The sequence below is a fragment of the Promicromonospora sukumoe 327MFSha3.1 genome, assembly GCF_000385135.1.
Lineage (GTDB): Bacteria > Actinomycetota > Actinomycetes > Actinomycetales > Cellulomonadaceae > Promicromonospora > Promicromonospora sukumoe_B.
The window spans coordinates 62,672-87,526 of record NZ_ARQM01000017.1; the positions used below are offsets into that span (position 1 = coordinate 62,672).

Genomic DNA, 24,855 nt, shown 5'->3' on the forward strand with positions numbered 1-24,855 from the left:
GCTGCCTACATGAACGACCTCTCTCGCGTCGACCCGCGGCACCTCGACCTGCTGCGCGAGTTCGCGGACCGCGGCTCCGTGACGGCCGTGGCCAAGGCGACGCACCGGACGCCGTCGGCGGTGTCGCAGCAGCTGCGCACCGCGCAGCGGGAGCTGCGCGGCATCCCGCTCGTCGAGCCGCACGGCCGGGGCCTGCGCCTCACCGAGGCGGGCCGCCTCCTGGCCGACGGCGGCCGGGAGGTCTCCCGGACGGTCGCCCAGGTGCAGGCGCGGTGGGACGAGTTCATGGGCTCGGCGTCGGGCACCGTGCGAGTGGCGACGCTGCCGAGTGCGGCGACGGTGCTGCTGCCGGGCGTGCTCGAGCGGCTCGCCGGGACGGAGGTCTCGCTCGAGTGCAGCGATATGGACATCGCGGAGTCGGAGTACTCGGGGATGGTCGCTGACCACGACATCGTCATCGGGCACAGCTTCACCGGGCCCGTGCCGGCGGGCGCGGAGCACCTGGTGACGGCGGCCCTGCTGCGGGAGCCGCTGGACATCGCGCTGCGTTCTGGCCATCCCCTGGCGGCGAAGGCGCGGGTCACCGCCCGGGACCTGGTCGCGTACGAGTGGTACGGGGTGCCGCTCGGGTACCCGTTCGACGGGCTGCGCATAGCGGTCGAGACGGCGGCGGGTGAGCCCGTGCGGGTGGCGCAGCGGCTGCGGGACAACCGGCTGATCGAGGCTTTGGTGGCGGCCAGCGACCGGGTTGGGGTGCTGCCTCGGTACTCGACGGCGCCTGGTGCCGGGCTGGTGCTGCGGCCGGTGCACGGGATGGACGCGGCGCGGTGGATCGTGGCGATACTGCGGCCGGATCATGCGGAGCGGCTGGCGGTGCGGACGGCGCTCGAGGCGTTTCGGGCGGTGGGGGCTGAGGTGGGTGCGTGAGGTCTGGGCTGATGGTGCCGGCTGCTTGGCAGCGCGAGTGGGGCGGCGGCGCGAAGGCGACGCACGCCACGCGGGCGGAACCGCTGGTTGGGCGCGAGGTTTGCTAAGGTAACGCCCGCACCGTGCATCGAGCACGGGCTTGCGGGCGTAGCTCAATGGTAGAGCCTTAGTCTTCCAAACTAATTACGCGGGTTCGATTCCCGTCGCCCGCTCAGAGTGCGGAAGCCCAGGTCAGAGAGTGTTTCTGACCTGGGCTTCGTGCATTGTGGAGGGCTGGAGGCAGCGCCGAGTGGTCCCACATGGCCCTCACTCTCATACCAACGGGCTCACCTGTTGTGCTCGTCCATCCACCCCCGGACGACGCCATCGTTGAGCACCATCTGCACAAGGCACTCACAGGCCGTCGCCTCTGAGGCGAACACCCTCTCGGCGATCCGGTTGCCTCGTTCGCTGTAGTAGACGTGCCAGCTGTCGGGCCCCTGGACCAGGCAGTAGGTTTCGTTCTCGTCGCGCCCGATGCTGTACGCAAATTCTGGTACCCGCCTGCGCTGCAACTCCGACCGCAGCTCGTCAATCGTCACCAGCCTGCCCTTTCGTCATCCATCGTGAGCGAGCTCACTAGGCCTCTGCCGCCGCAAGACGAGCACACAGGTCGTCTCTGTCTGCGGGCAGGTCATGGGCACGTAGCCAGGCAGCGAGCCGTTCGGGTTCGGCGAGCTTGGCCCCGCCGGGCCAGCGGTGGCACTCGATCGACCCCGGGAGATCGATCCGGACGATCTCGATCAGCGTGCCCTCGGCGTCGAAGAACTCAATCACAAGGTCACCTGGACACATGCACAGGAAGTCGGTGAACGCGTCGACCGTCAGCGAACTGACCAGCGCCGCCAGGTCCGCCAGACCGGAGGTGCTGACGACCGGCCCCCGGCGGTAGACCGCCACGCGCTTGGGGGTCTCATCCGCGAGCACGTCCTGATCAGGGTCGACGGCGAAGACAAGGCTGCCGCCGATGCCGACCTCCGCGCGCGCCGCGCGCGCCAGCCCACGATCGAGCGCACCGAGGTCGAACGTGGGCGCGCCAGCGAAAAGCAGTTCGGGACGCGGCTTTCGCGCCTTTCTTCCCATGCCGACGAACCTACCGGTCAGGCGCACCGATCCCGACGACTCCGGATCGGCTCAGGGATCAAATCCACGACCGAAGCGTTGCGTCGCTGCTCCGAATAAACGGCACGGGTCAGACCGACCAAGGCCTGTACTCTCCGGCAGACGGCCAGTGCCGGAGCTGAAGGAGAGTGCAGATGATCATCGACACCGACGGTCCCTGGACCTCAGCCGCGCGGCTCGTCACAGATCGTGAGCAATCCGGTCAGGAACACGGCGTCACCGACGACGGCGGCACGTTCTGCGGCTTGTCGCCGAGCCAGGTCGACGTCTACCGGCATCCGTTCAACGGCCGGGGGCGCGCTGACTGCCGCACCTGTACCCGCCGGCTGTACAAAGCTGCCGGCCTCGCGGGTCAAGAGCCGCCACCGGGCGCGTGGGCGCACTCTCTGCTCCGATGGACGGCCTGGGTCACGAACGGCGCCGACGCCACCATGGTCACCGACGCCGTTCGTGAGGTGCTGACAGGTCGGGCCATCACAGGGGCTCGATACGCCGATCTGGACTATGAGCACGACATGCCGTACTGGCACGAGGGCGATCGCGACGTCGTCGGGCACGGACTGGAGCTCGACCTCGACGACGGCACGACCTGGTCGGTGATCTGGGAACAGCGTGGCAGCAGTGACGGCCTCGGGATCTGGGCCGGGCCACTGATGCCCGACCGCTTGCGGCTCGCCCGAATCTGGAACGTCACCCGGCACTGGCGCCGTCGCGGACCGCGCATGATCACTGAGGTCGAGGTCTTCTGGTGGCCTCAGCAACCACCCGAGAACGGCAGTCCGTCTGGCCCGCTGAGCCTGGGCGGGCTAGTGCTTCACGACTTCGACCGCGACCGTCGGGCCATTGTCGTGATCGACCAATGGTTCGACGTCCGCGTCTACTTCTCGCCTCGCCGCGCGCGCCGCGATGGGTACTTCAGCGGCAACTACGTCGGCTTCGTGACTACTCCTGCGAGTGCCCCAGGTCACTCCAGACCCAACCGCCCCGCCAAGAGCCGGGTAACCGCATGATCGTCCCCAAGACACTCAACCGCCGTCGCATGCGCCCCACGCCAGGTCTCCTCCGCCGTCTCCGGCTCCCCGGCAAGGCCCTGCACATACCCAAGCGTGTCGAGACCGTCCAGGGTGCGCGCGTCACTCGGCCCGAACCGTCCGGCCGTAAGACCCGCGTTCGCCGTCACGAGCTCCACCGCCCGTTCATGCTGGTCGGCCTCAGTCAGCGCGAGCGCCAGGTGATCCCGCGACACGAGCGTGTTCGGATGATCGGCTCCGAGCACCCGCTCACGGTCGGCCAGGGCCTGCTCGTACAGGGGAATGGCCAGATCCAGCTTCCCGGCAGCCTCGTAGGCGTGCGCGAGGTTGCCGACTGACATGAGCGTGTCGGGGTGGTCGGCCCCCAGCACCCGCTCGCGGTCGGCGAGGTTCTGCTCGTACAGAGGAACACCTCGGCCCAGATCACCCGAGGAGACGTACGCGCCCGCGAGGTTGTTCCGCGAGATCAGGGTGCTCGGGTGGTCGGGTCCCAGCACCCGCTCACCGTCGACGAGAGTCTGCTCGTACAACGGGACCGCCTGAGCCAGGTCACCGGCGGAGTCGTAGGCGCCGGCGAGGTTGTTGCGCGACATCAGGGTGTCGGGATGGTCAGGGCCCAGCACCCGCTCACGGTCGGCGAGGGTTCGCTCGTACAACGGGACGGCCCGAGCCAGGTCACCGGCGGTGTCGTACGCGTAGGCAAGGTTGTTGCGTGACGCGAGGGTGTCGGGGTCGTCCGGGCCCAGCACCTGCTCACGGGCGGCAAGAGTGCGCTCGTACAACGGGACCGCGCGGTCATGATCACCGAGGGTCAGGTAGACGTGGGCGAGGTTGTTTCGCGACATGAGGGTGCCCGGGTCATCGGGGCCCAGAGCCCGCTCACGGTCGTCGAGGGTCCGCTCGAACAACGGGACGGCCTGCCGCAGGTCGCCGACGGCCTGGTAGGCGTAGGCGAGGTTGTTGCGTGACGTGAGGGTGTCGGGGTGGTCAGGCCCCAGCACCCGCTCGGTGTCGGCGAGGTTCTGCTCGTACATCGGGACCGCCCGGCCCAGGTCACCCGCCGACTCGTAGGCGCCCGCGAGGTTGTCGCGTGCGGTGAGCGTGTTCAGGTGGTCGGGTCCGAGACTGCTCTCGGCGGTCACGACGAGCCGTTCGAGGAGGGCGATCGCCGGCTGCAGCAGGTGCAGGGTGTTCAGGTGGTAACCACACAGGATGGCGATACCGATCAGCCGCTCGGCCACCTCATCGGAGCCGGCGTACGCCAGGACGGCGTTGGCGTGGTTGCTGAGCAACAGCGCACTCTGCCGCTGGTCCCAGAATTCCCCTGCGGCGTCAGGCTCGACGCTCTCCAGGACGTCGGCGACGTGCCCACCGGCGTCGTCCCACTCCGTACCCGGACGGTCCCGTAGCAGGCGCCCGACCAGGCGGTGCATCACGATGCTCGTGCCGTCCTGCGACGGCGTGACCAGTGCGCTGGCCTCCATCGCGTCCAGGACCACGTCGAGACCACCGGCCGCCTCGTCGAGCACGTCGAGCCAGGCCACGGGCACGCCCGCTGGATCGAGGTGCGCGAGGACGCCAAGCACGGCAGCCCCCGGGGCGTTCTCGTCGTCGCACGCCTCGAGCGTTGCCTCGACCGACAGCTCGATCGCCTGAGCGGTCTTGAGCGGGTACTCCCCGCCCCGCTCGGCGGTCAGGACCCGGTCGAGCCCGACCTCGTCGAGCTCGCCCACGTACTCGGCGAAGCCGTAGTCGGGCTTCCGACGACGCCGCTGGCCCATGACCCACGAGGCCTGCGCGAGCGCGAGCGGCAGGAAGCCCACCTCCTCGGCGACCCGCAGCGCGCCGTCCGGGTCGTCGAGCCCGGTCCAGGCGAGCAGGTAGCTGACCGCCTGCTCCGGGGTCCAGGAGGCGACGTCGAGCACGTCCCGGGAGATCACGGCTGAGGCGTCCGAGGTCGTCACGATCACGGTCGCGGCGCCGGCGTCGGGCAGCAGGCCGCGCACGTGGTCGGCGTCGGTCAGGTTGTCGAGCACGAGGAGCCGCCGCGGGTCGGGCTCGCTGTTCCACGCCGCGCGCCACCGGCCCAGCAACGTCTCGGTCGTCTCGCCGTCGCGCACGCCGACGACCTCGTTCGCCAGCACCGTCAGATCGGTCGCGAGCGACTCCCGCGACTCCGCGTTCACCCACGCGATCACCGGCCACCCGTCGCTGACGCACCGCCGCGCGAACTCGGCCGCGACCTGCGTCTTGCCGACGCCGCGCAGGCCGGTCAGCGACACCAGGGTCGCCTGCCCGCCGCGCGCCACCTGCTCGGTGAGCCGGTCCAGGATGCCGGTGTCGACGAACTCCGGCGCCCGGCCCGGCAGCGTCCCCGTCCGGACCGGTCCCGTACGAGCCGGCGCCTGGCGCAGACCGGACAGGACCGAGTCCAGCTTGCCCTCCATGCGCGCGTCGTTCGCCTCCAGGCGCCCGACGCCGCCCCGCACGCCGGCCACGCCGTTCGCGATCACCGTGAGCATCACGGTCGCGAACTGCGGGAGGTTCGGCGCGAACGCGATGAACGCCTCGGTGACGTGCGCGAGGGCGTCCTCGTACACCTGAGGGCCGACCCCGCCGAACCGGTCCCGCTCGGCCGCGGCCGCCTCCCGCACGAGCGCACGGAACCGGTCCGGCTCCAGGTGCGCCGTCGCGACCGCCGAGTCGGTGCCGGTGAGCAGCGCCTCGAACCGCGTCCTGACCTGCTCCAGGACGGCGTCGATCTCCGCCGACTCCGCGGGGTGCGACGTGACCGCTCCCCGGCGCAACGCCGCGATCTTGGTCTCGACGTCCCTCAGGAACCGCTCGTACGCAACCGTCTCAGGGGTCCGTCGGGCGACGCCGGCCAGGTCACCGAGCATGTCCGCGACGTCCGCCTGCCCGATCCCCCGCAGTGCGACCTGCGCAACCCCGACCGCCAGACTCTTTGGATCCACAACCACGGCCAGAAGGTACCGCAACACGCGCTGACCTGGTGCTTTGTCGACCCGCGCCCCACCGCATGGCCTTGGCCCCCGAAAGAGCGGGACTTTGGTCCCTGGTCCGACGGCGGTGGTGCCGACGACGCTGGACCGGTGCCCAAGAGCACAGTGAGAATGACCACCGAGCGACGGGACCGACGTATGAATCGCACGTGGAAGGTCGCCATGGACCTGGTCGACGCCGGCGGCATCCGGCGCAACTACCCGATCACCACGACGGACGTGGCGCGGTCGGCCCCCACGGGAGCATGGCCCGAGCGCCTCGGGCGCAATGCGGTGGGCCCCGACACCGCGGTCCGCAAGATCGTGGAGGAGCTGGCACGCGCGAGGTCGCTGGCCGACCAGCTGGCCGCACGGATCGGGCGAGCCACGGCGTCGTCGTCGCGCTGACCCCCGGCCTGCCGCCGGGCGGGAGGAATCCATGTCCGACTCGCTGGCTGTCGAGGCACGCGGCCTCGTCAAGCACTTCACCAGCCGCAAGACCGTCACCAAGGCCGTCGACGGTATCGACCTGTCGATCGGCGAGGGCAGCGTCTTCGGCCTGCTCGGCCCCAACGGGGCGGGCAAGACCACGGTCGTCCGCATGCTCGCCACCCTGCTGCGGCCCGACGCCGGGACCGCCAGCGTCCTGGGCCACGACGTGGTGCACGACGCCGATGCCGTGCGCTCCGCCGTCGGCCTCACCGGGCAGTACGCGTCCGTGGACGAGGACCTGACCGGTACCGAGAACCTCATCATGCTCGCCCGCCTCTACGGCTTCACGCCCGCGGCGTCCCGCCGTCGGGTGCAGGGCCTGCTGGAGGCGTTCGACCTGGCCGACGCCGGATCGCGCCAGGTCAAGACCTACTCCGGCGGCATGCACCGGCGCATCGACCTCGCCGCGTCGCTCGTGCTCGCCCCGCGCGTGCTGTTCCTGGACGAGCCGACCACGGGCCTCGACCCGCGCAGCCGCAACCAGGTGTGGGACATCGTCCGCGTGCTGGTGGACGACGGCGCCACCGTGCTGCTCACCACGCAGTACCTCGACGAGGCCGACCAGCTCGCCGACCGCATCGCCGTCGTCGACCACGGGCGGACCATCGCCGAGGGGACGTCCAGCGAGCTCAAACGGTCGGTCGGCGAGGGGGCCGTGCACCTGCGCGTCGCCGAGGTCACCGACCGCACCCGGGCCGCCGAGATCACCGAGCGCGTGCTCGGCACCGAGGTCACCTACGACTCCGACCCGCACGCCATCGCGGCCCGCGTGCCGGACGACGGCGCGGACGCCGTCCCCCGCCTGCTCCCCGCCCTGACCGACGCCGGAATCGCCGTGCCGGAGTTCACGCTCGGCCAGCCGAGCCTCGACGAGGTCTTCCTCGCCCTCACCGGCCAGCCCCTGCCCGACGACGAGGAGCCGGCCCCGGAGCGCGACACCAGACCCCGCGAGACCAGCGAGGTGCCGCGATGACCACCACGACCCTGCGCGACGCCGTCGCCCTGACCGACCGGCCCACGCGGCCGTCGGCGCTCGGGACCACGCTGACGTTCGGCTGGCGCGCGCTGCTGAAGATCAAGCACGTGCCCGAGCAGCTCTTCGACGTGCTGGTCTCCCCCGTCATCTTCACGCTGATGTTCACGTACCTGTTCGGCGGGGCGCTGGCCGGCTCGACGCAGGCGTACGTGCAGTTCCTGCTGCCGGGCATCCTGGTGCAGACCATCCTGTTCGTGACCATCTACACCGGCTACACGCTCAACAACGACATCTCCAAGGGCGTCTTCGACCGGTTCCGCTCCCTGCCGATCTGGCGGCCGTCGCCCGTGGTCGGCGCCCTGCTCGGCGACACCGTGCGGTACACGATCGCCTCGGTGATCACCATCGCGCTGGGCCTCCTGCTGGGGTTCCGGCCCGAGGGCGGGCTGGCGGGCGTGGTGCTCGGCGTGCTGCTCCTGCTGGTGTTCGCCTTCGCGCTGAGCTGGACGTTCATCATCCTGGGGCTGCTGGTGCGCTCGCCCAACGCCGTCATGGGCATCTCGATGCTGGTGCTCATGCCGCTGACGTTCGCCTCGAACGTGTTCGTCGACCCGGCCACCATGCCGTCCGGGCTGCGCGCGTTCGTCGAGGTGAACCCCGTGAGCCACCTGGTCACCGCGGAGCGCAGCATGATGGCCGGCGAGCCCGACTCGGCCGCGATCCTCTGGGTGCTGGTCGCGTCCGTCGTCCTGACGGGGGTGCTGGGTCCGATCGCGATGCGGATCTACCGGACCAAGACCTGAGCGCCGGTCCGGGTCCCGGAACCGGGGCGCGCCTACGATCGAGGTCATGGACTCTGCGACCGTGCACCGGATCCTCGTCACGGGTTCCGCCGACGGACTGGGCCGCCTCGCGGCCGACGCGCTCCTGACCGAGGGGCACGAGGTGGTCGTGCACGCACGCAACCCGGACCGGGCGGAGGCCCTGCGGCCGCTGGTCGACCGTGGCGCCCATCTCGTGGTGGCGGACCTCGGCGAGCGGGACGCCGTCCGCGACCTCGCCGTGCGCCTGGCCGACGACGCCGCCCAACTGGACGCGGTGATCCACAACGCCGGGGTGTGGAACGGCCGGGCGGTCATGCCGGTCAACATCGTGGCCCCGTACCTGCTCACCGCCTTGCTGCCGGGCCCGCGCCGGCTCGTGTACCTGAGCAGCGGCTCGCACTACAGCGGCCGCCCGGTGCTCGACGACGTCGACTGGCGGGGGCGGAAGCCGGGCTCGTACGGCGACAGCAAGCTGTACGTCACGGCCCTGGCGGCCGCCGTCGCGCGCCTGCGGCCGGGCGTGCTGAGCAACGCCGTCGACCCCGGGTGGGTGCCCACGCGCATGGGCGGGGCGGGCGCGCCGGACGATCTGGAGCTGGGCCACCGCACGCAGGAGTGGCTGGCGACGAGTGACGACCCGGAGGCGCTGACGACCGGTGGCTACTGGTACCACCGGGAGCTGCAGGAGCCGCATTCGGCGGCGCTGGATGTGGGGTTCCAGAACCGGCTGCTGGAGCGTTGGAGAGGGAGACCGGGGTCGCGATCGAGTGAGGTCTCGACATCGGTCGGCGGCGGGTGCCATCAGGCGGGTTCAGCCTCGATGCGGGCAGCGATACCGAAGTCGTCCAGGTCGGCGAGAAGCTTTCGTGCCTCTCGTTCTTCCACATGAACGAACAACGGCGAACCTGCGGTCAGATCAGCCGTCTCGACGTCCTTCGCTGACGCGCCGCGGGTAACCAAGATCAGTTCGGTCAGCCCTCGCGTGCCTCCGGCCGGTTCGGCATCGAGATAGACGGCGAACCCGGGGTTGGATCCGCGGTCGACCGGGACGGGTAGCCCCGATTCCACCTTCGGATAGAGAGCGTTCGCGGCAAGCCACACGAGCACCGGAACGACGGCGACGAAGACCACGACACTCACGAGAAATGGCCAGCCGGGGTCGATCGCCATGTAGATGATCCCGGCGGCGACCACCAAGAGGATCGTGAGACCTCGCCGGGCGTACTCACTGTTCGTTCCGCTTTCCGTCCCGGCCATCCCATGGAACCTAGTGAGCGGATCAGATCGGGGACAAGCGGCTCCCGGATGAAGGAGCGGGTGAACCGAATCGCCCGGCCGGGTGCCGTCCGACCTGATGTCGCCCCTGGTCGCCGTGGGAGACTCCCCCGTGCGCTACGCAACCGTGGAGTCGTCCGACGGCGGGACGATGACCGACATCCGCCCCTACCTCGCATGGCTCGACGAGCATGCAGAGGAACTGCCACCGGGCGCCCGGGCGTTCGCACTCCACCCGGAGCACTACGACTTCTCCCATCAGTGGTGCCCGCGCAGCGCGTCGTTCGACCGCATGTCCACCCGGCACACCGACGACGGCGTCGAGGTCACCCTGGTCCTGGCCGCGTGGGGCGGCGCACCGCCGGAGTTCGTCGTGCGGTACCACGGTGTGTCCCACGTCGAGGTGGACGGCGACCAGGATGACGACATGCGCTCGAACCTCATGGCCGACGAGCTGCTGCCGCACGCCGACGGCGTGAGCCACGAGCTGGAGTTCACCAACCGCACCATCACCGTGATCGCACGCGACCTGACGGCGGGGTGGCGCGGCGAGCCCGGACCGGAGAGTCCTCGCGATCCCGGCGACGGGAATGGCGAGACGAACCTCGCGACGCTGGTCTGGCATCTCCAGCATCGACCCCGCATGTTCGTCATGGACGACTCGTTCGCCACGCTCGCCGCGTTCGTCGGCGGCTTCGACTGGGCCCGAGATCGACTGCTGCGTGACTTCTCGCGTTGGCTCCACGACCGGCTCGGGACCTGCGGTCCCAATATCGTCTGGGAGCGCCACATCGTGGAGGCGGTCGTTCCGCCCGTGCGGCAGGACGTCAGGCAGCGCGACCTGACCGCGGAGGAGGACACCGCGGCGTGCGCGCTCGCCCTGGACCTGCTCAGCACGTACCTCGCCGAGCGCGGCGAGGTCGCGGAGTGACGTGGGCGCGTTCAACTCGCTTGATGTGACGATCGACTGCCCGGCGTGCCAGATGACCGCACCGCGCGAGATTCAGTTCCGGTACGGCACGGTCTGGCAGTACCGCTATCGGCTGGGCGACGTCCTGCGCTGGGACCGCGACCATGTCGGGGACCCCGACGCGTCTGACGTCGTCGTCGATGGCTGGCTGTGCGAGTGCCCAGGCTGCGACCACGAAGGACGGATCGCGGTCTACGTGCGCGAGAACGTGCTCACCGCGGTCGGCCCCGTCGAGGATGTGCCACAGCTCGCCGAGCTCGAGTGGCTGGCTCTGCCGCGCGAGCAGTCCGGCGAGCTCACGCCGCCGGCCGCGCCTTGGCACGGAGCAGACGACGACGGCGGCGGTCCCGGCGGATCAGCACCATGACCGGCACCAGCGCGATCGCCCCGATCACGACGAAGACCGCGACAACACGAGATACCGTGCCGATGACGACCCCCGGTGGCGAGTGCTCCACCAACCCGTCGGGTCGTGGCCCGAACTCGCCTTTCAGCTCGGCGTAGGTGGCGGTGTCGACTTCGCCCTCGTACTCGACCAGGAGGTAGTCGAACTCCACCGGAAGCCTCTCCCACACAGCCGTGGCGGCGATATCCCAGGCGGCTTCGCGGTCCATCGAGCCGCCGACCAGCACCACCTCGACGCGGTTCTCCGACACCTTCTGCGATTCGAAGAACCGGACCCACACCCCGGCGTCGTCGAACCCTTCGTCGAGGAGGCCTTGCTGCACCTGCCGCAGTTCCGTCCCGTAGGAGCAACCCGCGAGCGTGACGCCTGCGAGGGCGAGCCCGAGCACGAGGGCCAGCCATCGAACGATGCCCGACTGTGCTGCGCGACTCATCCGCTGCCCCTTTGATCGGTGACCTGTTCATCGACCTCAGACGCGCTAGCCTGCGTTGATACCGATGCCCAGGACTCAACCAGCGACGCGTGAAGCCGGTCAATCAAACGACCCGGACTTCACCCGACGACGTCGGCGGGGATACCCAAATCCTCCAGCTCGGCAAGCGACTTTCGCGTCTCGCGTTCTTCTGCGTAGACGAATAACGGCGGACCTGCGGTCGGTTCAGCAGACCACCACGGGGACAAGCAGCTCCAGGGTGAAGGAGCAGGTGATCTGATGGGACCCGTGGAACGCCCCCTCGACCGCCGAGCACTCAGCTACGGCGTCGTTGGCGACACCACCCCCGCGGACGAGAAGTGGCAGCCGCCCGCTGGACGGCGCGCCTACGAACACACGGTCCGCCTCGGCTCCGGAACCGACCTCTGGGACGCATCCTCGGCAGCGGTCCTCTCCTGGGGCATCAAGACCCGCAGCGGGTTCGCCGTCGAACCGCCGCTCGAAGCAGGACGCAGCGCGCATCGAGGAGAGCGCTACTGGCTCGTCGCACGCATCGGGCCCTTCCGCGTACGGGAGCCCGTCCAGATCATCACGACGGTCTCGACCGACAACCGGGCCGCGCTTTCCTACGGCACCCTGGATGGCCATCCCGTCTCCGGCGAAGAAGCGTTCATCGTCCACCGGGACGACAACGGGACCGTCAGCCTCACGCTGCGCTCCCTCACGCACGCCGGCCGGGGCATGTGGCGTGGGCTCTTCCCGTTGATCCTGGTGGCTCAGCAAATCTATCGACGGCGGTACTTGCGCGCGCTCCGGCCCCAAGGTCAATAAACCAGCGCCTGTTGTCCGTGCCTACCTGTGCAACCTCAGCGCGAGAAAGACCGGCGCCGCACTCAGCTCCTCGTACTTCTTCGGGTCAACATCCTTCAGAGCCGGCAACGGCGTCGGCTCGACCATTCGATCCAGCGTGAAGCCGGCGGCCAAGAGCTCGTTCACAAGAGTGCTCATCGCCATGTGCTGGTACTCGATCACTTCCGCGGGCTGCGACCCGATCTGTCGTCGAATCCACCGCTCGTCGAAGTAGGAACCGCCGAACCGCCCCCAGTCCGCGGTCGGATGCGTGCTGGAGACGACCAGCCATCCACCGGGCCTGAGGACCCGCCGGACCTCGGCGAGGAATTCCTCCCGGCGAGAGATGTGATGGAGGACCAACGCGCAGAGCGCCCCGTCCATCGATTCGTCGTCCAGGAAGTGCATGGGCTCTTCGAGGTTGTGCCGAACCACCGAAGAACCGTCGTACTCGGCCAGGCGAGCCCTGGCATGCGGCACCAACGACTCGCTGCCTTCCACCCCGACGACGCTCGCGCCAGCGCCCGCGAGCGCCGCCGCGTAGTGGCCGGCACCGCAGCCCAGATCCACGATCTGCTGACCACCAACCGGGCCGATCAGGTCGAGGACGGCGGGGCGATCGTGCAATGCGTTCAGGCCCGGACGGTCCGCCTTTGCCGCGAAGACCTCACCCGCAGCCCCGCCGTAGGACCTGTCATCTGTCCCAGTGCCTCTGATCCTCACGATCGCTCCCGGTAGTAGTGGTCGAACCCCATTCGGTGCGCGCGGTCGTCGCCTGCCCGACCCTACGTCGGGACGACCTCGGCAAGAGCCCTCGTGACCTCGGGTTTCGTAGGCTCAGAGGCCGAATCGCCCAGGTCCAGGCGGGAGCACACACCATGAGCAATCGGGTCCGAATGTGGTGCCTCCGGCACGCCGAGTCCGAGAACGTCACCGCCGCAATCGCCGGCGCCCAGCCGAACGCGCCCCTGACCGCCCACGGACATCAGCAAGCCCTCCGCGCCGCCCAGACCCTGGCGGCCGAGCCCGTCACCAACGTCTACTCCAGCACCGCCCTGCGCTCCCGCCAGACCGCACACCCCATCGCCGCAGCACACAAGCTCCGGGTCCATCCGATACCCGAGCTCGTCGAGATCGGCATCGGGCAGCACGAAGGCAGCGGCGACCCCGCCGTCCGTGCACGCACCGCCGCCGTCCTCCGTGCCTGGGTCGTCGACGGCCACCTCCACGAGCGGGTCGCCGACGGCGAGACCGGCCACGACGTCCTCGGCCGGACGACGACCGCCCTTCAGCGCCTTGTCGAACGACACGAAGGCGAGACGGTCGCCATCGTCGGCCACGTCGCCAGCCTGACCCTCGCGCTGAGCCAGCTGTGCGCGCTCGGCGCCTCCGTGTGGGGTGTGCCGCTCCCCCACGCCGAGCCGTTCCTCGTCGAGTCGGACGGCGAGCGGTGGCACTGCTCCGCCTGGCCCGCGTAACCACACTTCTGGGCCCATGGACCCACCGTCGGGTGAAGAACTGGCGTTCACCCCGGTTTCACCCGTTAGGGTGACCGGCATTGCCAGTCCGTGACCGCGCTCACAGGTCGCTTCCGATGCGCGGGTCCGAACAACCACATCCAGGAGCAACGTATGAGCTTTGCCGATTCCATCGGCACCGTGAACGAGCTGATCTGGTCGATCCCGCTGATCGCCCTGTGTCTCCTCGCCGGTCTGTACTTCTCCCTCCGCACCGGTTTCCTCCAGGTGCGCCACATCCCCGACATGGTCGCCCAGCTCAAGAAGGGCGAGAAGTCCGAGGACGGGACATCGTCCTTCCAGTCCCTGATGATGTCGCTGGCCGGTCGCGTGGGCGTGGGGAACATCGCCGGCGTCGCGACGGCGATCGCCTTCGGCGGTCCCGGCGCCGTCTTCTGGATGTGGACCTCCGCGTTCCTGGGCGCCGCCACGTCGTTCGTCGAGTGCACGCTCGGCCAGATCTACAAGGAGAAGGACCCGGACACCGGCGAGTACCGGGGTGGCCCGGCGTACTACTTCGAGAAGGCCTACAAGCACAAGGCCCGTGGCCTCTCGCTGGCCTACGGGATCCTCTTCGCGGTCGTCACCATCCTCGCGATGAGCTTCTTCCTTCCGGGTGTGCAGGCCAACGGCATGGCGTCGGCGATCGACACCGCGTGGGGCATCCCCACCTGGGTGACCGCCATCGGCCTGGTGATCCTGCTGGGCTTCATCGTCATTGGTGGCGTCAAGCGCATCGCGAACTTCGCGGTGGTCGTCGTCCCCGTGATGGCCCTGCTCTACATCCTCATCGCGGTCATCGTCTTCTTCGTCAACTTCACCGAGATCCCCCACGTGTTCGGGCTGATCTTCGGCAGCGCCTTCGGCGTCCAGCCGGTCTTCGGGGCGATCATCGGCCTCGCGATCAAGTGGGGCGTGCAGCGCGGCATCTACTCCAACGAGGCGGGCCAGGGCACCGGACCGCACGCCGCCGCTGCCGCCGAGGTCTCGCACCCGGCCAAGCAGGGCTTCGCGCAGTCCTTCGCCGTGTACGTCGACACGCTGTTCGTCTGTTCTGCCACCGCGTTCATCATCATCTCGACGGGCATGTACAACACGTTCGCGGGCGAGGTCTGGCCGAGCGACGTGATCCAGGAGGGCAGCGGCGGGCTGAGCACCGACGTGGAGCCCGGACCCGGCTTCGTGCAGCAGGGCCTGGACTCGGTGTTCCCGGGCGCCGGCCCCACGTTCATCGCCATCGTGCTCGCGTTCTTCGTGTTCACCACGATCGTCGCGTACTACTACATGGCCGAGACCAACCTGAACTACCTGACCCGCAAGATGACCAACCGCCTCGCGGCGCGCGCCATGCAGCGGGCGCTGCAGGCCCTGGTGCTGGTCTCGGTCGCCTACGGCGCCGTGACGACGGCGGGCGCGGCCTGGGGTCTCGGCGACATCGGTGTCGGCTCGATGGCCTGGCTGAACATCGTCGGCATCCTGTTCCTCCAGGGTCCCGCGCTGAAGGCGCTCAAGGACTACCGCGAGCAGAAGAAGCGCGGGCTGGACCCGCAGTTCGACCCGCGACGGCTCGGCATCGAGAACGCGACGTTCTGGGAGGACCGCGCCGACGGCCGGCTCCGGAGCGGAGCCGACGAATCGGTGGCGACGCAGCGCGACCGCGACTGACTCGGACCGGCCCAGGCCAGAGAACGCTTCTGGCCTGGGCCATGCCCGTCGCGACGACGCCGCACGACCGCCGGCGCGATCAGACCCGGTCGCTGAACTTCCCCAGCGCCCCCAGGTCGGCCCCGTCGATCTCCGCGGCGGTCGACCGCGCGAGCCCGACCAGCTCCGCCATCGGCACCACGGCCCTGCTGGTCGCGGCGAGGTCCTCGTGGGCCTCCTTGGACCAGAGCGGCGGGTAGAAGTTCAGGCCGCTGTCACCGCTCAGGTCGCGGGTCTCGGCCTCCCAGCCGTCCCACCGCAGCCCGTTGGTGAACTCCGCCAGGCCGCCGTCGAGCACCCACATGAGCCAGGCGGCGTACCCGGCCCCGAGCGCCTCCCACTGGAGAGTGTCCGGCGCGAGGTAGATCATCTCTCCGGGGTTGCCGGGTCGCCCGACGGCGGCGGGGTCGGCCCCGTTGAGCACGAAGGTTCCGCCGAGCACGTCGTGGGCGACGACGAGCCCCTGCCCCGGGGACCAGTCGGCGACGGGCGCCGGCGGGAAGTCGTTCACCACGGCCAGACCGGGCAGGCGAGCAGCCGGAAGCTCGCCGAACACATCCGGCGCCGGGCTCCCGTACACGCGCAGCCAGCCGTGGTCGATCAGCAGCCCGCCCGTGTGCACCACGACGGCGCCGAGAAAGGACTTCGTCGTGACCTGGAGCTGCTCGAGCGTGCGCCGGCTGGTCGCGTCGTCGGGCGCGAGCATCTCGACGGGGACCGCGGCCTGGGCCACGAGCCGCTGCAGCTCAGGCCAGGCGGGTTCCTGCGTGGCGGTCAGATTCTCGAACAGTCGCACCGCTCGATCGTAGTCGCGCGGCCCCCGGCAGCAGGCAGGTTGACCCTCGACCCGCTCGACCCTCCAGGGTCCAGCCATGCCCACCCCGCTCCCCCGCACCTGGCTCGCGTTCCTCGCCGCGAGCACCCTCAGCCAGCTCGGCGACTCCGTCCTCTGGTTCGCCCTGGGCTGGGCCGCGGCGTCGCACGGCGGCCAGGTCGCCGCGCTCGTCCTGACAGCGTCCGGCCTGCCCAGGCTCCTCCTGGTGCTGGTGGGCGGCTCCGTCGCGGACAGCGTCGGCGCCCGACGCCTGCTCCTGTGCACCGAGGCCGTCATGGTCGCGGTCTGCCTCGCCCTCGCCTTCGGTCTGGGCGCCGCCGGGCCGACGCCGTGGCTCCTCGCCGCCGCGAGCCTCGCCTCCGGCGTGGTGTCGGCCTTCTCCCTGCCCGCCCTCGGCTCGATGCCCCGCCGCCTGGTCGACGACGCCGCGCTCCCCCGCGCGATGGCCCTCCGCCAGGGCCTGGGCCAGGCCGTGCTCCTCGCCGGCGCACCGCTCGGCGGCGTCCTGGTCGCCACCGTGGGCCTGCCCGCGATCGCGGTCGCCGACGCCGCCTGCTTCGCCGCCGTGCTAGTCGTCGTGGCCGTGATCAAGCCCAGGCGCGAGGCCGGCGCCGGTACGGAACGGTTCTGGCGGTCCCTGTCCGACGGCGCCCGCGTGGTCGCCCGGACCCGCGGCCTCGCGGGGGCGCTCGTGCTCACCGGCGCCGTGGCCGCCGTCGTGCTGCCGGTCTCCTCGCTGCTCGTGCCGCTGCTCGGACGGGAGTCGGGATGGGGCGCGGGCACGACCGGGCTCGTGGTGGCCGCGCAGGCGGCGGGGTCGATCGGCGTCGCGCTCGTCGTGGCCCGGACCGGGACGGCGCACGCGACCGGACGGGCCGTGGCCCTGGGGCTGGCCGTGGCGGCGACCGGCGTGGCGCTGGTCGCGACTTCGGGCAACGGTGCACCAGCCCTGACCGCTGGCACGGCCGCCGTCGTCGGGGTGGGGACGGGCGTCGCCGTCGCGCACCTGGCGCCGTTCGTGCTGGGCAGCGCTCCCCGCACCCATCTGGCACGCGTCCAGGCGTGGACGGCGCTGGCACAGCTCGCGCCGGTCGTGGTGTCCAACAACCTGCTCGGCACCCTGGCCGAGCACTCCTCCCCGGGCGCCGCCCTGTGCTGCTGCGCCGTCACGCTCGGGGTGTGCGCGCTCGCGGCCACCCGGCTCCGCGCGGCGTCGTCGTGACCGGGCTGGACCCTCGACCGGGTCGAGGGCCGATGCTGTACCCGTGCACCACGCCACGCTGCTGACCGTCGGCGCGTTCGCGCGCGCCTCGGGCCTGCCCGTCAGCGCCCTGCGCTACTACGACGCCGCCGGCCTGCTCCGGCCCGCGCACGTGGACCCGGCCACGGGCTACCGCCGGTACGCGCCGGAGCAGGTCGAGCGGGCCCGGCTCGTCGCCCGGATGCGCCGGACGGGCATGCCGGTGGCCGACATCGCCCGCGCCATCACGGCCGACCCGGTCACCGCGCGCCGGGTGGTCGACGCCCACCAGCGCCGGCTGGAGGCCGAGCTCGAGGCGGCGAACGCCCAGCTCGCCGAGGCGCGCGAGCTCCTGTCCGTGACGACCAACCTTGCGGTCGACGCCGTCGCGCTGCGTTCCGCGCTCGGGGCCGTGCGGCACGCCGTCGGCGAACAGGCCGGCTGGCCGGCGCTGCACGGCGTGCTGTTCGACGTCGACTCCACAACGCTCCGGCTGGTCGCGACCGACCGGCACCGGCTGGCCGTCTCCGCCCTGACCGTGGTGGGCGTGGAGGGTCCGCCGGTGCGCGTGATCGTGCCGGTCGCGGTCGTGGACGCCTTCCTGGACCGCGCGGAGACCGGACAGGTCGAAGTGTCCCTGACAGCCGACCGCGTCACGCTCGGCAGCCTGCACGGGACGCCGGTCGACGCGCTCTACCCCGACTACGAGGCGGTCCTCGCCGTGCACGGATTCCGGGGCACCCGGGAAAAGGTCGGCACCACCGTCACCGCGCCTGACCTCCTGTTCCGGGTCGAGACCGCGAACGGGGCCGACGCCGGGCGACGCGACCTGGTCCTGCTCGGCCTCGACCCCGCCGAGCTCCACATCGGCGACGCGCGCGGCACCGTCGCGTTCGACCGGCAGTTCCTCGCCGACGCCGTCCGCTCGTTCGGCGACGTCGACCTGCTGCTGACGGCGGGCGAGCGCGACACCCTCCGGCTGGCGGCGGTGCACGGGCCGGACGCCGTCGTCCTCCTCATGCCGGTGCGGCTAGCCGGCTGAGCGGCCCCGCCGTCGCCCCTTTGTATAGCACCCCGATGCTAAGGTCCGACCATGGCCAGGCAGAAGGACCCAGCAGTCCGCACCCAGCTCCTCGAGCGCGCGGCGTGGATGCTGCGCGAGCGCGAGCCCATCACGCTCCGGTCCCTCGTCGAGGGCACCGGCGTCTCGACGATGGCGGTCTACACCTACTTCGGCGGCATGGACGGCGTCTGGCGCGCCCTGCGCCAGGAGGGATTCACCCGGCTGGCGGCCCGGTTCGAGACGCTCACCATCCCGGAGGACCCGGTCGAGGACTTGGTCGCAGGCGTGGCCGCCTACGTCGTCAACGCCCTCGAGCACCCTGACCTCTACCGGGTCATGTTCGACGCGACCGTCGAGCTGGAGGACGTCGAGGCCGCGGAGGCGACCCTCCAGTACCTGGTCCGGGCCGCGCGCCGCTGCCGCGACGCGGGCCGGATCCGCGAGGACGTCGACCCCGTGCGGCTCGCCAACGAGGTGTGGACGGTCAGCCACGGGATCGTGTCGCTCGTCGTCAGCCGGGTGACCTCACGGCGCACCCTCGCCTCCGGAGTCCCCCTGCTCACCGCGGTGATCGTCGCCGCCGGCGACGATCCCGCGGTGTGCCGCCGCTCGGTCGAGGCCGGCTGGGAGGCGCTGCGGCCGCCTCAGGGCAGGACGGCGATGGCGTCCACCTCGACGACGTAGCCCGGCGCGGCCAGCGCGGTGACGCCGATCCAGGTGCTCGGCTGCTGGAACTCCGCGCCCAGCTTCGCGGCCGCCCGCTCGCGGCCGACGACGAACTGCTCGGCCTTCTCCGCGTCCAGGTCGACGATGTAGACGGTGACCTTGGCCAGGTCGGCCACCGTGGCCCCGACGGCGTCGAGCGCGGCGGCGATGTTCAGGTAGGCCTGCTCGGCCTGGGCGGCGACGTCGTCGCGACCCACGAGGTTGCCGTCGGTGTCCCACGACACCTGCCCGGCCAGGTAGATGGTGCGCGAACCCTGCGTGTCGGCCACCTGGTGGTGGACGTCGACGCGGTTGACACCTTCGGGGTGGACCAGCTTCACAGTCATCGCCGTGCTCCTCTTCGTGTCGGTCATGCTGAACATAGCAAAGCAATGCCATGTTTTATGCCCGAGGGTCGAGGTGACGCCGGTCACGGCACAGGGGCGTCCGGGGTCTACTGCCCGACGTCGCCCGGCCCAGCGCCGTCGTCGGCCACCGGGTTCGCGGGCCGGCCCCGCCGTCCGACGACGTAGCCCGCCGCACCGCCGAGGGCGAGCGCGCCGGCCACGGCGAGCAACAGGGGCCCGATCGCCGCCGAAGCCATGGACGGGGAGTACATCGTCTCCGACAGCGGCGCGTACGCGAACCAGCCGTAGGTCATCGGACGGGAGACGATCCACGCGGCGGCGCCCAGCAGCGCCAGACCCACGAGGCCGAGGGCGGCGAGGACCAGGTTGGCGGTGCGGGCCGGGCGGGGCGACGGGGAAGGGGCTGCGGTCATGCCGCCCATCGTCCCCGCGCGCCTGACCTGGGGCAACCGACTTCCCGCGAACGTGTCAGACCCACAGATCACCCTGGTGACCTGTGGGTCTGACGCGCCTCCTCAGGTGGTCGACGACGCCGCCTGCGCCCCCTTGAGCTCGTGCAGCCGGGACCCGTCGGTGCTGATGTTCGCCGTCGCGGTGGCGACCGCCCCGACCAGGCAGATCACCGCCGAGTACACGACCACGGGCCAGATCGCCCCGCCGACCGCAGCGACCAGCGCCGTGCAGATGAACGGCGCGAGCCCGCCGCCCAGGGTGTTGGAGATCTGGTACCCGATGTTCACGCCGGTGGTCCGGGCCTCGGGGTCGAACATCTCGGCCAGCATGGTCTGCAGCGTGGCCTGCATGGCCACGCCGGGGATCACGAAGCCCAGGATCATGCCGACCCAGATCAGGATCAGGTTGCTCGTGCCGAACAGCAGGAACGTGGGCCACACCAGCAGCGCGAAGCCGATGCAGCCCGCGATGTAGACCTTGCGGCGGCCGATCCGGTCGGACAACAGCCCGTACGCCGGGGCGACGAAGACCTGGAGCAGGCCGACGATCATGGTCCCGGCGAACCCCTGCCAGGCCGGGATGTGCTGCTGGTTGACCATGTACGCGATGCCGAACGTGAGCACCACGTACCCGGCGATGCTCTGCGGCAGGCCGATGAGGATGCCCATGATCGCGTTCTTCGGGTGCCGGAAGACCTCGGCGATCGGGTGAGGGCGCACCCCGGCGTCCTGCTGGGCCTTCCTGGTGTCCTTGAACTCGTCGGACTCCTCGAGCTTGCTGCGCAGCACGACCGCGACGATGGCGAGCACCAGGCCCAGCACGAACGGGATGCGCCAGCCCCACGTCATGAACCAGGTCTCCGGGCCGAGCCCCAGGCCCGCCATCAGGCCGGCGGAGGCGACGTTCGCGATGCCGGCGCCGCTGATCAGGAACGCGCCGTACAGGCCGCGCCGGCCCACGGGCGCGTGCTCGACGACGAGCGTCGCCGCGCCGCCCATCTCGCCGCCCACGAAGAAGCCCTGGCACATCCGGAAGAAGATCAGCAGCAGCGGCGCGGCGATGCCGATCGAGGACTCCGCGGGGATCAGGCCGATGCCCGCCGTCGCGATGCCCATGCCGACCACGGTGATCAGCAGCGTCATCTTGCGGCCCACGCGGTCGCCGATAGGGCCGAACACCAGGCCGCCGACCGGCCGCAGGAAGAAGCCGACCGCGAACGTCGCGAACGACGAGAGCTGCGCGACGATCGGGTCCTCGCCGGTGAAGAACACCGCCGGGAAGATCGCGGCCGACGCCAGCCCGTACAGGTAGTAGTCGTAGTACTCCATGAGCGTGCCGATCGCGCCGCCCGCGATGGTGCGCTTCTGCTTGCCGGTCAGCGGCTCCGGCGTCGACGTTCCAGCCACGGGTACCTCCGGGTCGTCGGGTGAAAAATGATGTGTGCATCCTGCCGACCCACGCGCCCGGCGTCTATGCCCCGAATGTTCCGTTCTTTCGGGGCACCCCTGTGCCAACGCCCCTATGGTCGTGGGCATGGGCAGAACCGACCGCGCCAGCCTCCTCGTCCACGTCGACCGGGCAGCGGTGTTCGCCGCCCTGACCGACCCCGAGGCGCTGGTCGAGTGGCTGCCGCCCGCGGGGATGCACGGCCGGTTCGAGGACTTCGACATGCGCGAGGGCGGCTCGTACCGCCTGGTGCTGACCTACGACGACGCCTCCGACGCGCCCGGCAAGACCTCGGCCGACTCGGACGTGTCCGAGGTCCGCATCGCCCGGCTGGTCCCGGGAGAGCAGATCGCGTCGGACGTCGACTTCGCATCCGACGACCCGGCGTTCCAGGGCACCATGCGGATGGAGTGGAACCTGCGCGACGCCGACGAGGGCACCGACGTCGAGATCGTGGCGCGCGACGTGCCGTACGGCGTCCGGGCCCGCGACCACGCCGAGGGCATGACGTCGTCGCTGACGAACCTCGCCACCTACCTCGAGCCGTGACCCGATGAGTCTGCCGCTCCCGGCGGGTCCACCCTTCGTCCGAGAAGACGGAACCGCCGGGAGCACATCATGGGCATCATCCAGATCGAGCTGTTCGCCACCCTCGACCTCGTCGCGCAGGCGCCGGGCGGCCCCGAGGAGGACCCGGAGAACTTCCCGTTCGGCGGCTGGCAGGCGCCGCTGATCGACGCCGTCGTCGGGGACCAGATCGACGCCGCCTACGAGGGCACCGACGCCCTGCTGCTGGGCCGGCGCACCTACGACATCTTCGCGGGGTACTGGCCGCAGCAGGAGGGCGTGCCCGGCCTCGAGATCGCCACGCTGTTCAACCGCGTCCCCAAGTACGTGGCCTCGCGCGGCACGCCCGACCTGACCTGGGCCGGGTCCACGCAGCTCGGCCCGGACCTGCCGGCCGCCGTCCACGAGATCCGGGACCGGCACGAGAACATCAAGGTCGTGGGCAGCCTGAACCTGGTGCAGACGCTGCTGCGCGAGAAGCTCTTCGACCGCCTCGACCTGTGGGTGCACCCCATCGTGCTCGGCGTCGGCAAGAAGGTGTTCGACGGCGGCGCGGTGCCCGCCAACCTGTCGCTGCTCGAACCCCCGGTCGCCAGCCCGGCCGGCACCGTGCACCTGCTCTACGGCCTGGAGGAGGGCGTGCCGGCCACGGGCGACATGGACGAGGTGGACCGGGGCGCCTGACCTGGGGGCTGGCTGAGCCACCACTCGAACGTAGGGTTCGTCGGCTCATGAGCGCTCATGAGCCGACGAAGCCTACGTTCGCGTCGACCGGCGCCGCGTCAGCGGTGGTCGCGCCCTGTGAGCGCGAAGCGCAGCTCCGCGCGGAGCTGCTCGTCGGCCGCGACGGCCGTCTTGTCGAAGCTTCGGGTGCCCAGACGGACGTCCTGGTCGATGAGGTCGTGCCAGCGCTGCACGGTCGCCGGGGACAGGAGCGGGGCGAGCGTGGCCAGGGCGGTCACGGTGTCGTCGTCGCGGTACTGGCCGGTCTGGGCGGCCAGCCGGAGGGCGACGTCGTCGACGTCGAGGTCGCACCCGGCCCGCACGAGAGCAGTCGCAGCCGCCGCGAGCGCGGCCGGGTCGTCCATGAGTGTCCGCAGGGCGGCTTCCAGCGGTGCTGCCGCTGGGCCGAGCCGCGCCGCGGTGCGCGCGACCGAGGCGCGCGGGAAACCCCAGATGAAGCTTTCTCGTCCTGACAGCCGCTCGGACGCCTCGGACACGGCCTGGACGACCGGCGCCGGGTCGTTCGTGCGCTCCCAGATGACCGCCGCCGCCATGAGCTTCCGGTCGACGTCCGGGGTCGTCAGCCGGTCGTAGTCCGGCAGGGGTGTCGCGACGCGCTCGCGGAGCTCCTCCATGTCGAGGTCCATCTGCGCGGCGGGGCCCAACGGCTGGTCGAAGGTCGGCACCGCCGGCCGGTGGACCGGCAGGGCGTCGGCCCGTGGACCGATCGCGTCGGCGAGGTGCCGCCCGTCGGCACTGCCCGCGTGCTTCTCGGCCAGCGGGCGCAGCAGCTCGGTCGCGGCGCGGGACGACTCGCACGCCCTGCGCGCGGCCCAGAGCACGGGCGCGAGATCGTCGCCGGCTCGGTCCGCGGCCCGGAGCAGGAACGTGGCCGCCGCGTCGCCGCGGCCGGCGGCGCAGAGCACGCCGACCACCCAGGACAGGGGCTCGTGCCGGTGGTCGTCGTGCAGGCGGCCGCCGATGCCGTCCGCGCCCTCGACCGAGAGCAGGACCTGCTCCAGCCGGTCGTCCCAGGGCAGGCCGGCGTCGAACGCGGCCAGGACGCTCGCCAGGCGCACCTCGTCGGCGGCGTCGTCGTGCGCCGCGGTGATCAGAGCCGCATGGTCCGGGGCGGCGCAGCGGACCAGGGCGATCAGGGCCTCGGCGCGCACGATCGGTGCCGTGTCGTGCTCCAGGGCCGCCCGGAGCGTCGGCACCGGGTCCGCGGACCGCACCTGCCCGAGGACGTGCACGGTGGCCTGCCGCACGTCCGGGTCCGCGTGCAACGTGAAGGGAATGATCCGTCCGGCCTCCGCGCGGACGGCGTCGCGCACGTCCTCCTCTGCGCCCGGCGCGGTGTCCTCGCTCTCCGCCATCGCACCGAGCAGCCACAGGCACTCCTTGGCCGCGGCACCGGCCGCGGCGAGGCCGGCCAGGAACGGGACCGCCGCCACGGACGCCGAGTACACCGTGCCCTGGTGGCAGATCGAGCCCCACAGGTCGCCGGCGGCGCTGTCGGGCCCCTCGTCCTCGGCGAGTGCCCGGAGCATCTCCGGGAGGTCGGTGGCGTCCCCGTAGGCGTGCGAGACGGTGGTCCAGTCGAAGGCATCTGCGGCGGCCAGGACGGCGGCCACCTCGGCGCTCGGGGAAGTGATCTGCTGCGACATGGCGCAGAGCATGCCACCCGCCACTGACACCCTGACCAGCCCGAACACCAGCCCGAACACCAGCCTGGACGCCGGCGTTCCGGCCACCAGGCGATCCGGACACGAGGTGGTCCGGCCACCAGGCAGTCCAACGTAGGCTTCGTCGGCCCATGAGCGCCTATGGGCCGCCGAACTCTCCGTTCGCGGGGCACGCGCCGACCCGGCAGGCAGGCTCCGAGCGA

Annotated in this window: 27 protein-coding genes and 1 tRNA gene; 17 read left to right on the plus strand and 11 right to left on the minus strand. The window is 71.0% G+C overall.

The features are described 5' to 3' along the window. The first annotated feature begins 9 nt into the window (after window positions 1-9). Together H291_RS0126360 and H291_RS0126365 are read left to right on the plus strand one after the other, a co-directional pair. Window positions 10-927 carry a LysR family transcriptional regulator gene (locus H291_RS0126360; protein ID WP_020018032.1) on the plus strand — a complete coding sequence of 306 codons (918 nt, stop codon included), beginning with the start codon at window positions 10-12 and terminating at the stop codon, window positions 925-927. A 141-nt stretch (window positions 928-1,068) separates the two neighbouring features. Next, window positions 1,069-1,139: transfer RNA gene (locus tag H291_RS0126365), tRNA-Gly, on the plus strand. A gap of 114 nt (window positions 1,140-1,253) precedes the next feature. Here the strand turns inward: H291_RS0126365 and H291_RS0126370 are convergent. Together H291_RS0126370 and H291_RS0126375 are read right to left on the minus strand one after the other, a co-directional pair. Beyond that, window positions 1,254-1,508 (minus strand): hypothetical protein, encoded by a 255-nt coding sequence (locus H291_RS0126370; protein WP_020018033.1) that lies wholly within the window; start codon window positions 1,506-1,508, stop codon window positions 1,254-1,256. A 37-nt stretch (window positions 1,509-1,545) separates the two neighbouring features. Continuing rightward, window positions 1,546-2,049, minus strand: a complete 504-nt coding sequence (locus H291_RS0126375) for a hypothetical protein (RefSeq protein WP_157237371.1) — start codon at window positions 2,047-2,049, stop codon at window positions 1,546-1,548. Window positions 2,050-2,222: 173 nt separating this feature from the next. Here H291_RS0126375 and H291_RS0126380 point away from each other — a divergent pair, with 173 nt between their 5' ends. Further along, a complete protein-coding gene (locus tag H291_RS0126380; RefSeq protein ID WP_020018035.1) occupies window positions 2,223-3,098 on the plus strand; it encodes a hypothetical protein in 876 nt (291 codons plus the stop codon). Here H291_RS0126380 and fxsT read toward each other — a convergent pair. Continuing rightward, on the minus strand, window positions 3,053-6,100 hold the full coding sequence (fxsT, locus tag H291_RS34340; protein WP_198012592.1) for an FxSxx-COOH system tetratricopeptide repeat protein: 3,048 nt from the start codon (window positions 6,098-6,100) through the stop codon (window positions 3,053-3,055). The genes H291_RS0126380 and fxsT overlap by 46 nt on opposite strands. A gap of 180 nt (window positions 6,101-6,280) precedes the next feature. Between fxsT and H291_RS0126390 the strand changes: the two genes are divergently transcribed. The 4 genes from H291_RS0126390 to H291_RS32065 are packed head-to-tail and all read left to right on the plus strand — an operon-like array spanning window position 6,281 to window position 9,302. Beyond that, on the plus strand, window positions 6,281-6,529 hold the full coding sequence (locus H291_RS0126390; RefSeq protein WP_020018037.1) for a hypothetical protein: 249 nt from the start codon (window positions 6,281-6,283) through the stop codon (window positions 6,527-6,529). A 31-nt stretch (window positions 6,530-6,560) separates the two neighbouring features. Beyond that, a complete protein-coding gene (locus H291_RS31760) occupies window positions 6,561-7,586 on the plus strand; it encodes a daunorubicin/doxorubicin resistance ABC transporter ATP-binding protein DrrA (protein ID WP_020018038.1) in 1,026 nt (341 codons plus the stop codon). Next, complete coding sequence (locus H291_RS0126400) at window positions 7,583-8,392, plus strand: ABC transporter permease (RefSeq protein ID WP_020018039.1); 810 nt, start codon at window positions 7,583-7,585, stop codon at window positions 8,390-8,392. The genes H291_RS31760 and H291_RS0126400 overlap by 4 nt, the downstream gene beginning before the upstream one ends. A 46-nt stretch (window positions 8,393-8,438) precedes the next feature. Further along, window positions 8,439-9,302 (plus strand): SDR family NAD(P)-dependent oxidoreductase, encoded by an 864-nt coding sequence (locus H291_RS32065; protein WP_232216181.1) that lies wholly within the window; start codon window positions 8,439-8,441, stop codon window positions 9,300-9,302. Here H291_RS32065 and H291_RS31770 read toward each other — a convergent pair. Further along, entirely contained in the window at window positions 9,215-9,670 is a 456-nt protein-coding gene (locus tag H291_RS31770) for a hypothetical protein (protein WP_033328121.1), read from the minus strand. The two genes, H291_RS32065 and H291_RS31770, sit on opposite strands and share 88 nt — an antisense overlap. Window positions 9,671-9,800: 130 nt before the next feature. On the opposite strand from H291_RS31770, the gene H291_RS33030 reads away from it, so the two are divergent. After that, window positions 9,801-10,619: a hypothetical protein gene (locus H291_RS33030; protein ID WP_157237372.1), complete on the plus strand. Its 819-nt coding sequence runs from the start codon at window positions 9,801-9,803 to the stop codon at window positions 10,617-10,619. A gap of 1 nt (window position 10,620) precedes the next feature. Further along, window positions 10,621-11,025: a hypothetical protein gene (locus tag H291_RS33965; RefSeq protein WP_157237373.1), complete on the plus strand. Its 405-nt coding sequence runs from the start codon at window positions 10,621-10,623 to the stop codon at window positions 11,023-11,025. Here the strand turns inward: H291_RS33965 and H291_RS0126415 are convergent. After that, window positions 10,955-11,497, minus strand: coding sequence for a hypothetical protein (locus tag H291_RS0126415; RefSeq protein ID WP_020018041.1), 543 nt, complete (start codon window positions 11,495-11,497; stop codon window positions 10,955-10,957). The two genes, H291_RS33965 and H291_RS0126415, sit on opposite strands and share 71 nt — an antisense overlap. Window positions 11,498-11,785: 288 nt before the next feature. On the opposite strand from H291_RS0126415, the gene H291_RS0126420 reads away from it, so the two are divergent. Continuing rightward, on the plus strand, window positions 11,786-12,328 hold the full coding sequence (locus H291_RS0126420; protein WP_026366160.1) for a DUF1990 family protein: 543 nt from the start codon (window positions 11,786-11,788) through the stop codon (window positions 12,326-12,328). Window positions 12,329-12,349: 21 nt separating this feature from the next. Here the strand turns inward: H291_RS0126420 and H291_RS0126425 are convergent, their stop codons facing one another. After that, entirely contained in the window at window positions 12,350-13,069 is a 720-nt protein-coding gene (locus H291_RS0126425; protein WP_020018043.1) for a class I SAM-dependent methyltransferase, read from the minus strand. A 155-nt stretch (window positions 13,070-13,224) separates the two neighbouring features. Between H291_RS0126425 and H291_RS0126430 the strand changes: the two genes are divergently transcribed. Both H291_RS0126430 and H291_RS0126435 read left to right on the plus strand, forming a co-directional pair. Further along, entirely contained in the window at window positions 13,225-13,824 is a 600-nt protein-coding gene (locus H291_RS0126430; RefSeq protein WP_157237374.1) for a histidine phosphatase family protein, read from the plus strand. A gap of 153 nt (window positions 13,825-13,977) precedes the next feature. Continuing rightward, entirely contained in the window at window positions 13,978-15,528 is a 1,551-nt protein-coding gene (locus H291_RS0126435; RefSeq protein ID WP_020018045.1) for an alanine/glycine:cation symporter family protein, read from the plus strand. A gap of 79 nt (window positions 15,529-15,607) precedes the next feature. Here H291_RS0126435 and H291_RS0126440 read toward each other — a convergent pair whose 3' ends face one another. Continuing rightward, the gene (locus tag H291_RS0126440) at window positions 15,608-16,363 is read right to left on the minus strand and encodes a DUF2625 family protein (RefSeq protein ID WP_020018046.1); all 756 of its coding nucleotides are present in this window, start codon (window positions 16,361-16,363) and stop codon (window positions 15,608-15,610) included. Between the two features lie 76 nt (window positions 16,364-16,439). On the opposite strand from H291_RS0126440, the gene H291_RS0126445 reads away from it, so the two are divergent. From H291_RS0126445 to H291_RS0126455, 3 genes are read left to right on the plus strand one after another with little or no spacing between them, the layout of a single operon-like run. Next, a complete protein-coding gene (locus tag H291_RS0126445) occupies window positions 16,440-17,624 on the plus strand; it encodes an MFS transporter (protein ID WP_020018047.1) in 1,185 nt (394 codons plus the stop codon). Between the two features lie 43 nt (window positions 17,625-17,667). Beyond that, on the plus strand, window positions 17,668-18,684 hold the full coding sequence (locus tag H291_RS31780; protein WP_020018048.1) for a DNA polymerase III subunit beta family protein: 1,017 nt from the start codon (window positions 17,668-17,670) through the stop codon (window positions 18,682-18,684). Window positions 18,685-18,735: 51 nt separating this feature from the next. Continuing rightward, entirely contained in the window at window positions 18,736-19,389 is a 654-nt protein-coding gene (locus H291_RS0126455) for a TetR/AcrR family transcriptional regulator (RefSeq protein ID WP_020018049.1), read from the plus strand. Here the strand turns inward: H291_RS0126455 and H291_RS0126460 are convergent. The 3 genes from H291_RS0126460 to H291_RS0126470 all read right to left on the minus strand — a co-directional run bounded on the left by H291_RS0126460 (window position 19,350) and on the right by H291_RS0126470 (window position 21,637). Beyond that, entirely contained in the window at window positions 19,350-19,757 is a 408-nt protein-coding gene (locus H291_RS0126460; RefSeq protein ID WP_026366161.1) for a RidA family protein, read from the minus strand. The genes H291_RS0126455 and H291_RS0126460 overlap by 40 nt on opposite strands. 107 nt (window positions 19,758-19,864) lie before the next feature. Next, window positions 19,865-20,191 (minus strand): hypothetical protein, encoded by a 327-nt coding sequence (locus tag H291_RS0126465; RefSeq protein ID WP_020018051.1) that lies wholly within the window; start codon window positions 20,189-20,191, stop codon window positions 19,865-19,867. 102 nt (window positions 20,192-20,293) lie between these two features. Continuing rightward, a complete protein-coding gene (locus tag H291_RS0126470; protein WP_020018052.1) occupies window positions 20,294-21,637 on the minus strand; it encodes an MFS transporter in 1,344 nt (447 codons plus the stop codon). Window positions 21,638-21,764: 127 nt separating this feature from the next. Between H291_RS0126470 and H291_RS0126475 the strand changes: the two genes are divergently transcribed. After that, a complete protein-coding gene (locus H291_RS0126475) occupies window positions 21,765-22,226 on the plus strand; it encodes an SRPBCC domain-containing protein (RefSeq protein WP_020018053.1) in 462 nt (153 codons plus the stop codon). Between the two features lie 69 nt (window positions 22,227-22,295). Continuing rightward, window positions 22,296-22,928, plus strand: a complete 633-nt coding sequence (locus H291_RS0126480) for a dihydrofolate reductase family protein (protein ID WP_020018054.1) — start codon at window positions 22,296-22,298, stop codon at window positions 22,926-22,928. A gap of 98 nt (window positions 22,929-23,026) precedes the next feature. Here H291_RS0126480 and H291_RS33035 read toward each other — a convergent pair whose 3' ends face one another. Beyond that, entirely contained in the window at window positions 23,027-24,634 is a 1,608-nt protein-coding gene (locus H291_RS33035) for a HEAT repeat domain-containing protein (RefSeq protein WP_198012593.1), read from the minus strand. Window positions 24,635-24,855: the final 221 nt, after the last annotated feature.

What these genes read in the sequence shown, in the direction of transcription:
- H291_RS0126360 (WP_020018032.1), top strand. Translation starts at nt 10, where the DNA reads ATGAACGACCTCTCTCGCGTCGACCCGCGGCACCTCGACCTGCTGCGC.
- H291_RS0126375 (WP_157237371.1), bottom strand. Translation starts at nt 2,049, where the DNA reads ATGGGAAGAAAGGCGCGAAAGCCGCGTCCCGAACTGCTTTTCGCTGGC.
- H291_RS0126380 (WP_020018035.1), top strand. Translation starts at nt 2,223, where the DNA reads ATGATCATCGACACCGACGGTCCCTGGACCTCAGCCGCGCGGCTCGTC.
- H291_RS0126390 (WP_020018037.1), top strand. Translation starts at nt 6,281, where the DNA reads ATGAATCGCACGTGGAAGGTCGCCATGGACCTGGTCGACGCCGGCGGC.
- H291_RS31760 (WP_020018038.1), top strand. Translation starts at nt 6,561, where the DNA reads ATGTCCGACTCGCTGGCTGTCGAGGCACGCGGCCTCGTCAAGCACTTC.
- H291_RS0126400 (WP_020018039.1), top strand. Translation starts at nt 7,583, where the DNA reads ATGACCACCACGACCCTGCGCGACGCCGTCGCCCTGACCGACCGGCCC.
- H291_RS32065 (WP_232216181.1), top strand. Translation starts at nt 8,439, where the DNA reads ATGGACTCTGCGACCGTGCACCGGATCCTCGTCACGGGTTCCGCCGAC.
- H291_RS31770 (WP_033328121.1), bottom strand. Translation starts at nt 9,670, where the DNA reads ATGGCCGGGACGGAAAGCGGAACGAACAGTGAGTACGCCCGGCGAGGT.
- H291_RS0126415 (WP_020018041.1), bottom strand. Translation starts at nt 11,497, where the DNA reads ATGAGTCGCGCAGCACAGTCGGGCATCGTTCGATGGCTGGCCCTCGTG.
- H291_RS0126430 (WP_157237374.1), top strand. Translation starts at nt 13,225, where the DNA reads ATGAGCAATCGGGTCCGAATGTGGTGCCTCCGGCACGCCGAGTCCGAG.
- H291_RS0126435 (WP_020018045.1), top strand. Translation starts at nt 13,978, where the DNA reads ATGAGCTTTGCCGATTCCATCGGCACCGTGAACGAGCTGATCTGGTCG.
- H291_RS0126445 (WP_020018047.1), top strand. Translation starts at nt 16,440, where the DNA reads ATGCCCACCCCGCTCCCCCGCACCTGGCTCGCGTTCCTCGCCGCGAGC.
- H291_RS0126455 (WP_020018049.1), top strand. Translation starts at nt 18,736, where the DNA reads ATGGCCAGGCAGAAGGACCCAGCAGTCCGCACCCAGCTCCTCGAGCGC.
- H291_RS0126460 (WP_026366161.1), bottom strand. Translation starts at nt 19,757, where the DNA reads ATGACTGTGAAGCTGGTCCACCCCGAAGGTGTCAACCGCGTCGACGTC.
- H291_RS0126465 (WP_020018051.1), bottom strand. Translation starts at nt 20,191, where the DNA reads ATGACCGCAGCCCCTTCCCCGTCGCCCCGCCCGGCCCGCACCGCCAAC.
- H291_RS0126475 (WP_020018053.1), top strand. Translation starts at nt 21,765, where the DNA reads ATGGGCAGAACCGACCGCGCCAGCCTCCTCGTCCACGTCGACCGGGCA.
- H291_RS0126480 (WP_020018054.1), top strand. Translation starts at nt 22,296, where the DNA reads ATGGGCATCATCCAGATCGAGCTGTTCGCCACCCTCGACCTCGTCGCG.
- H291_RS33035 (WP_198012593.1), bottom strand. Translation starts at nt 24,634, where the DNA reads ATGTCGCAGCAGATCACTTCCCCGAGCGCCGAGGTGGCCGCCGTCCTG.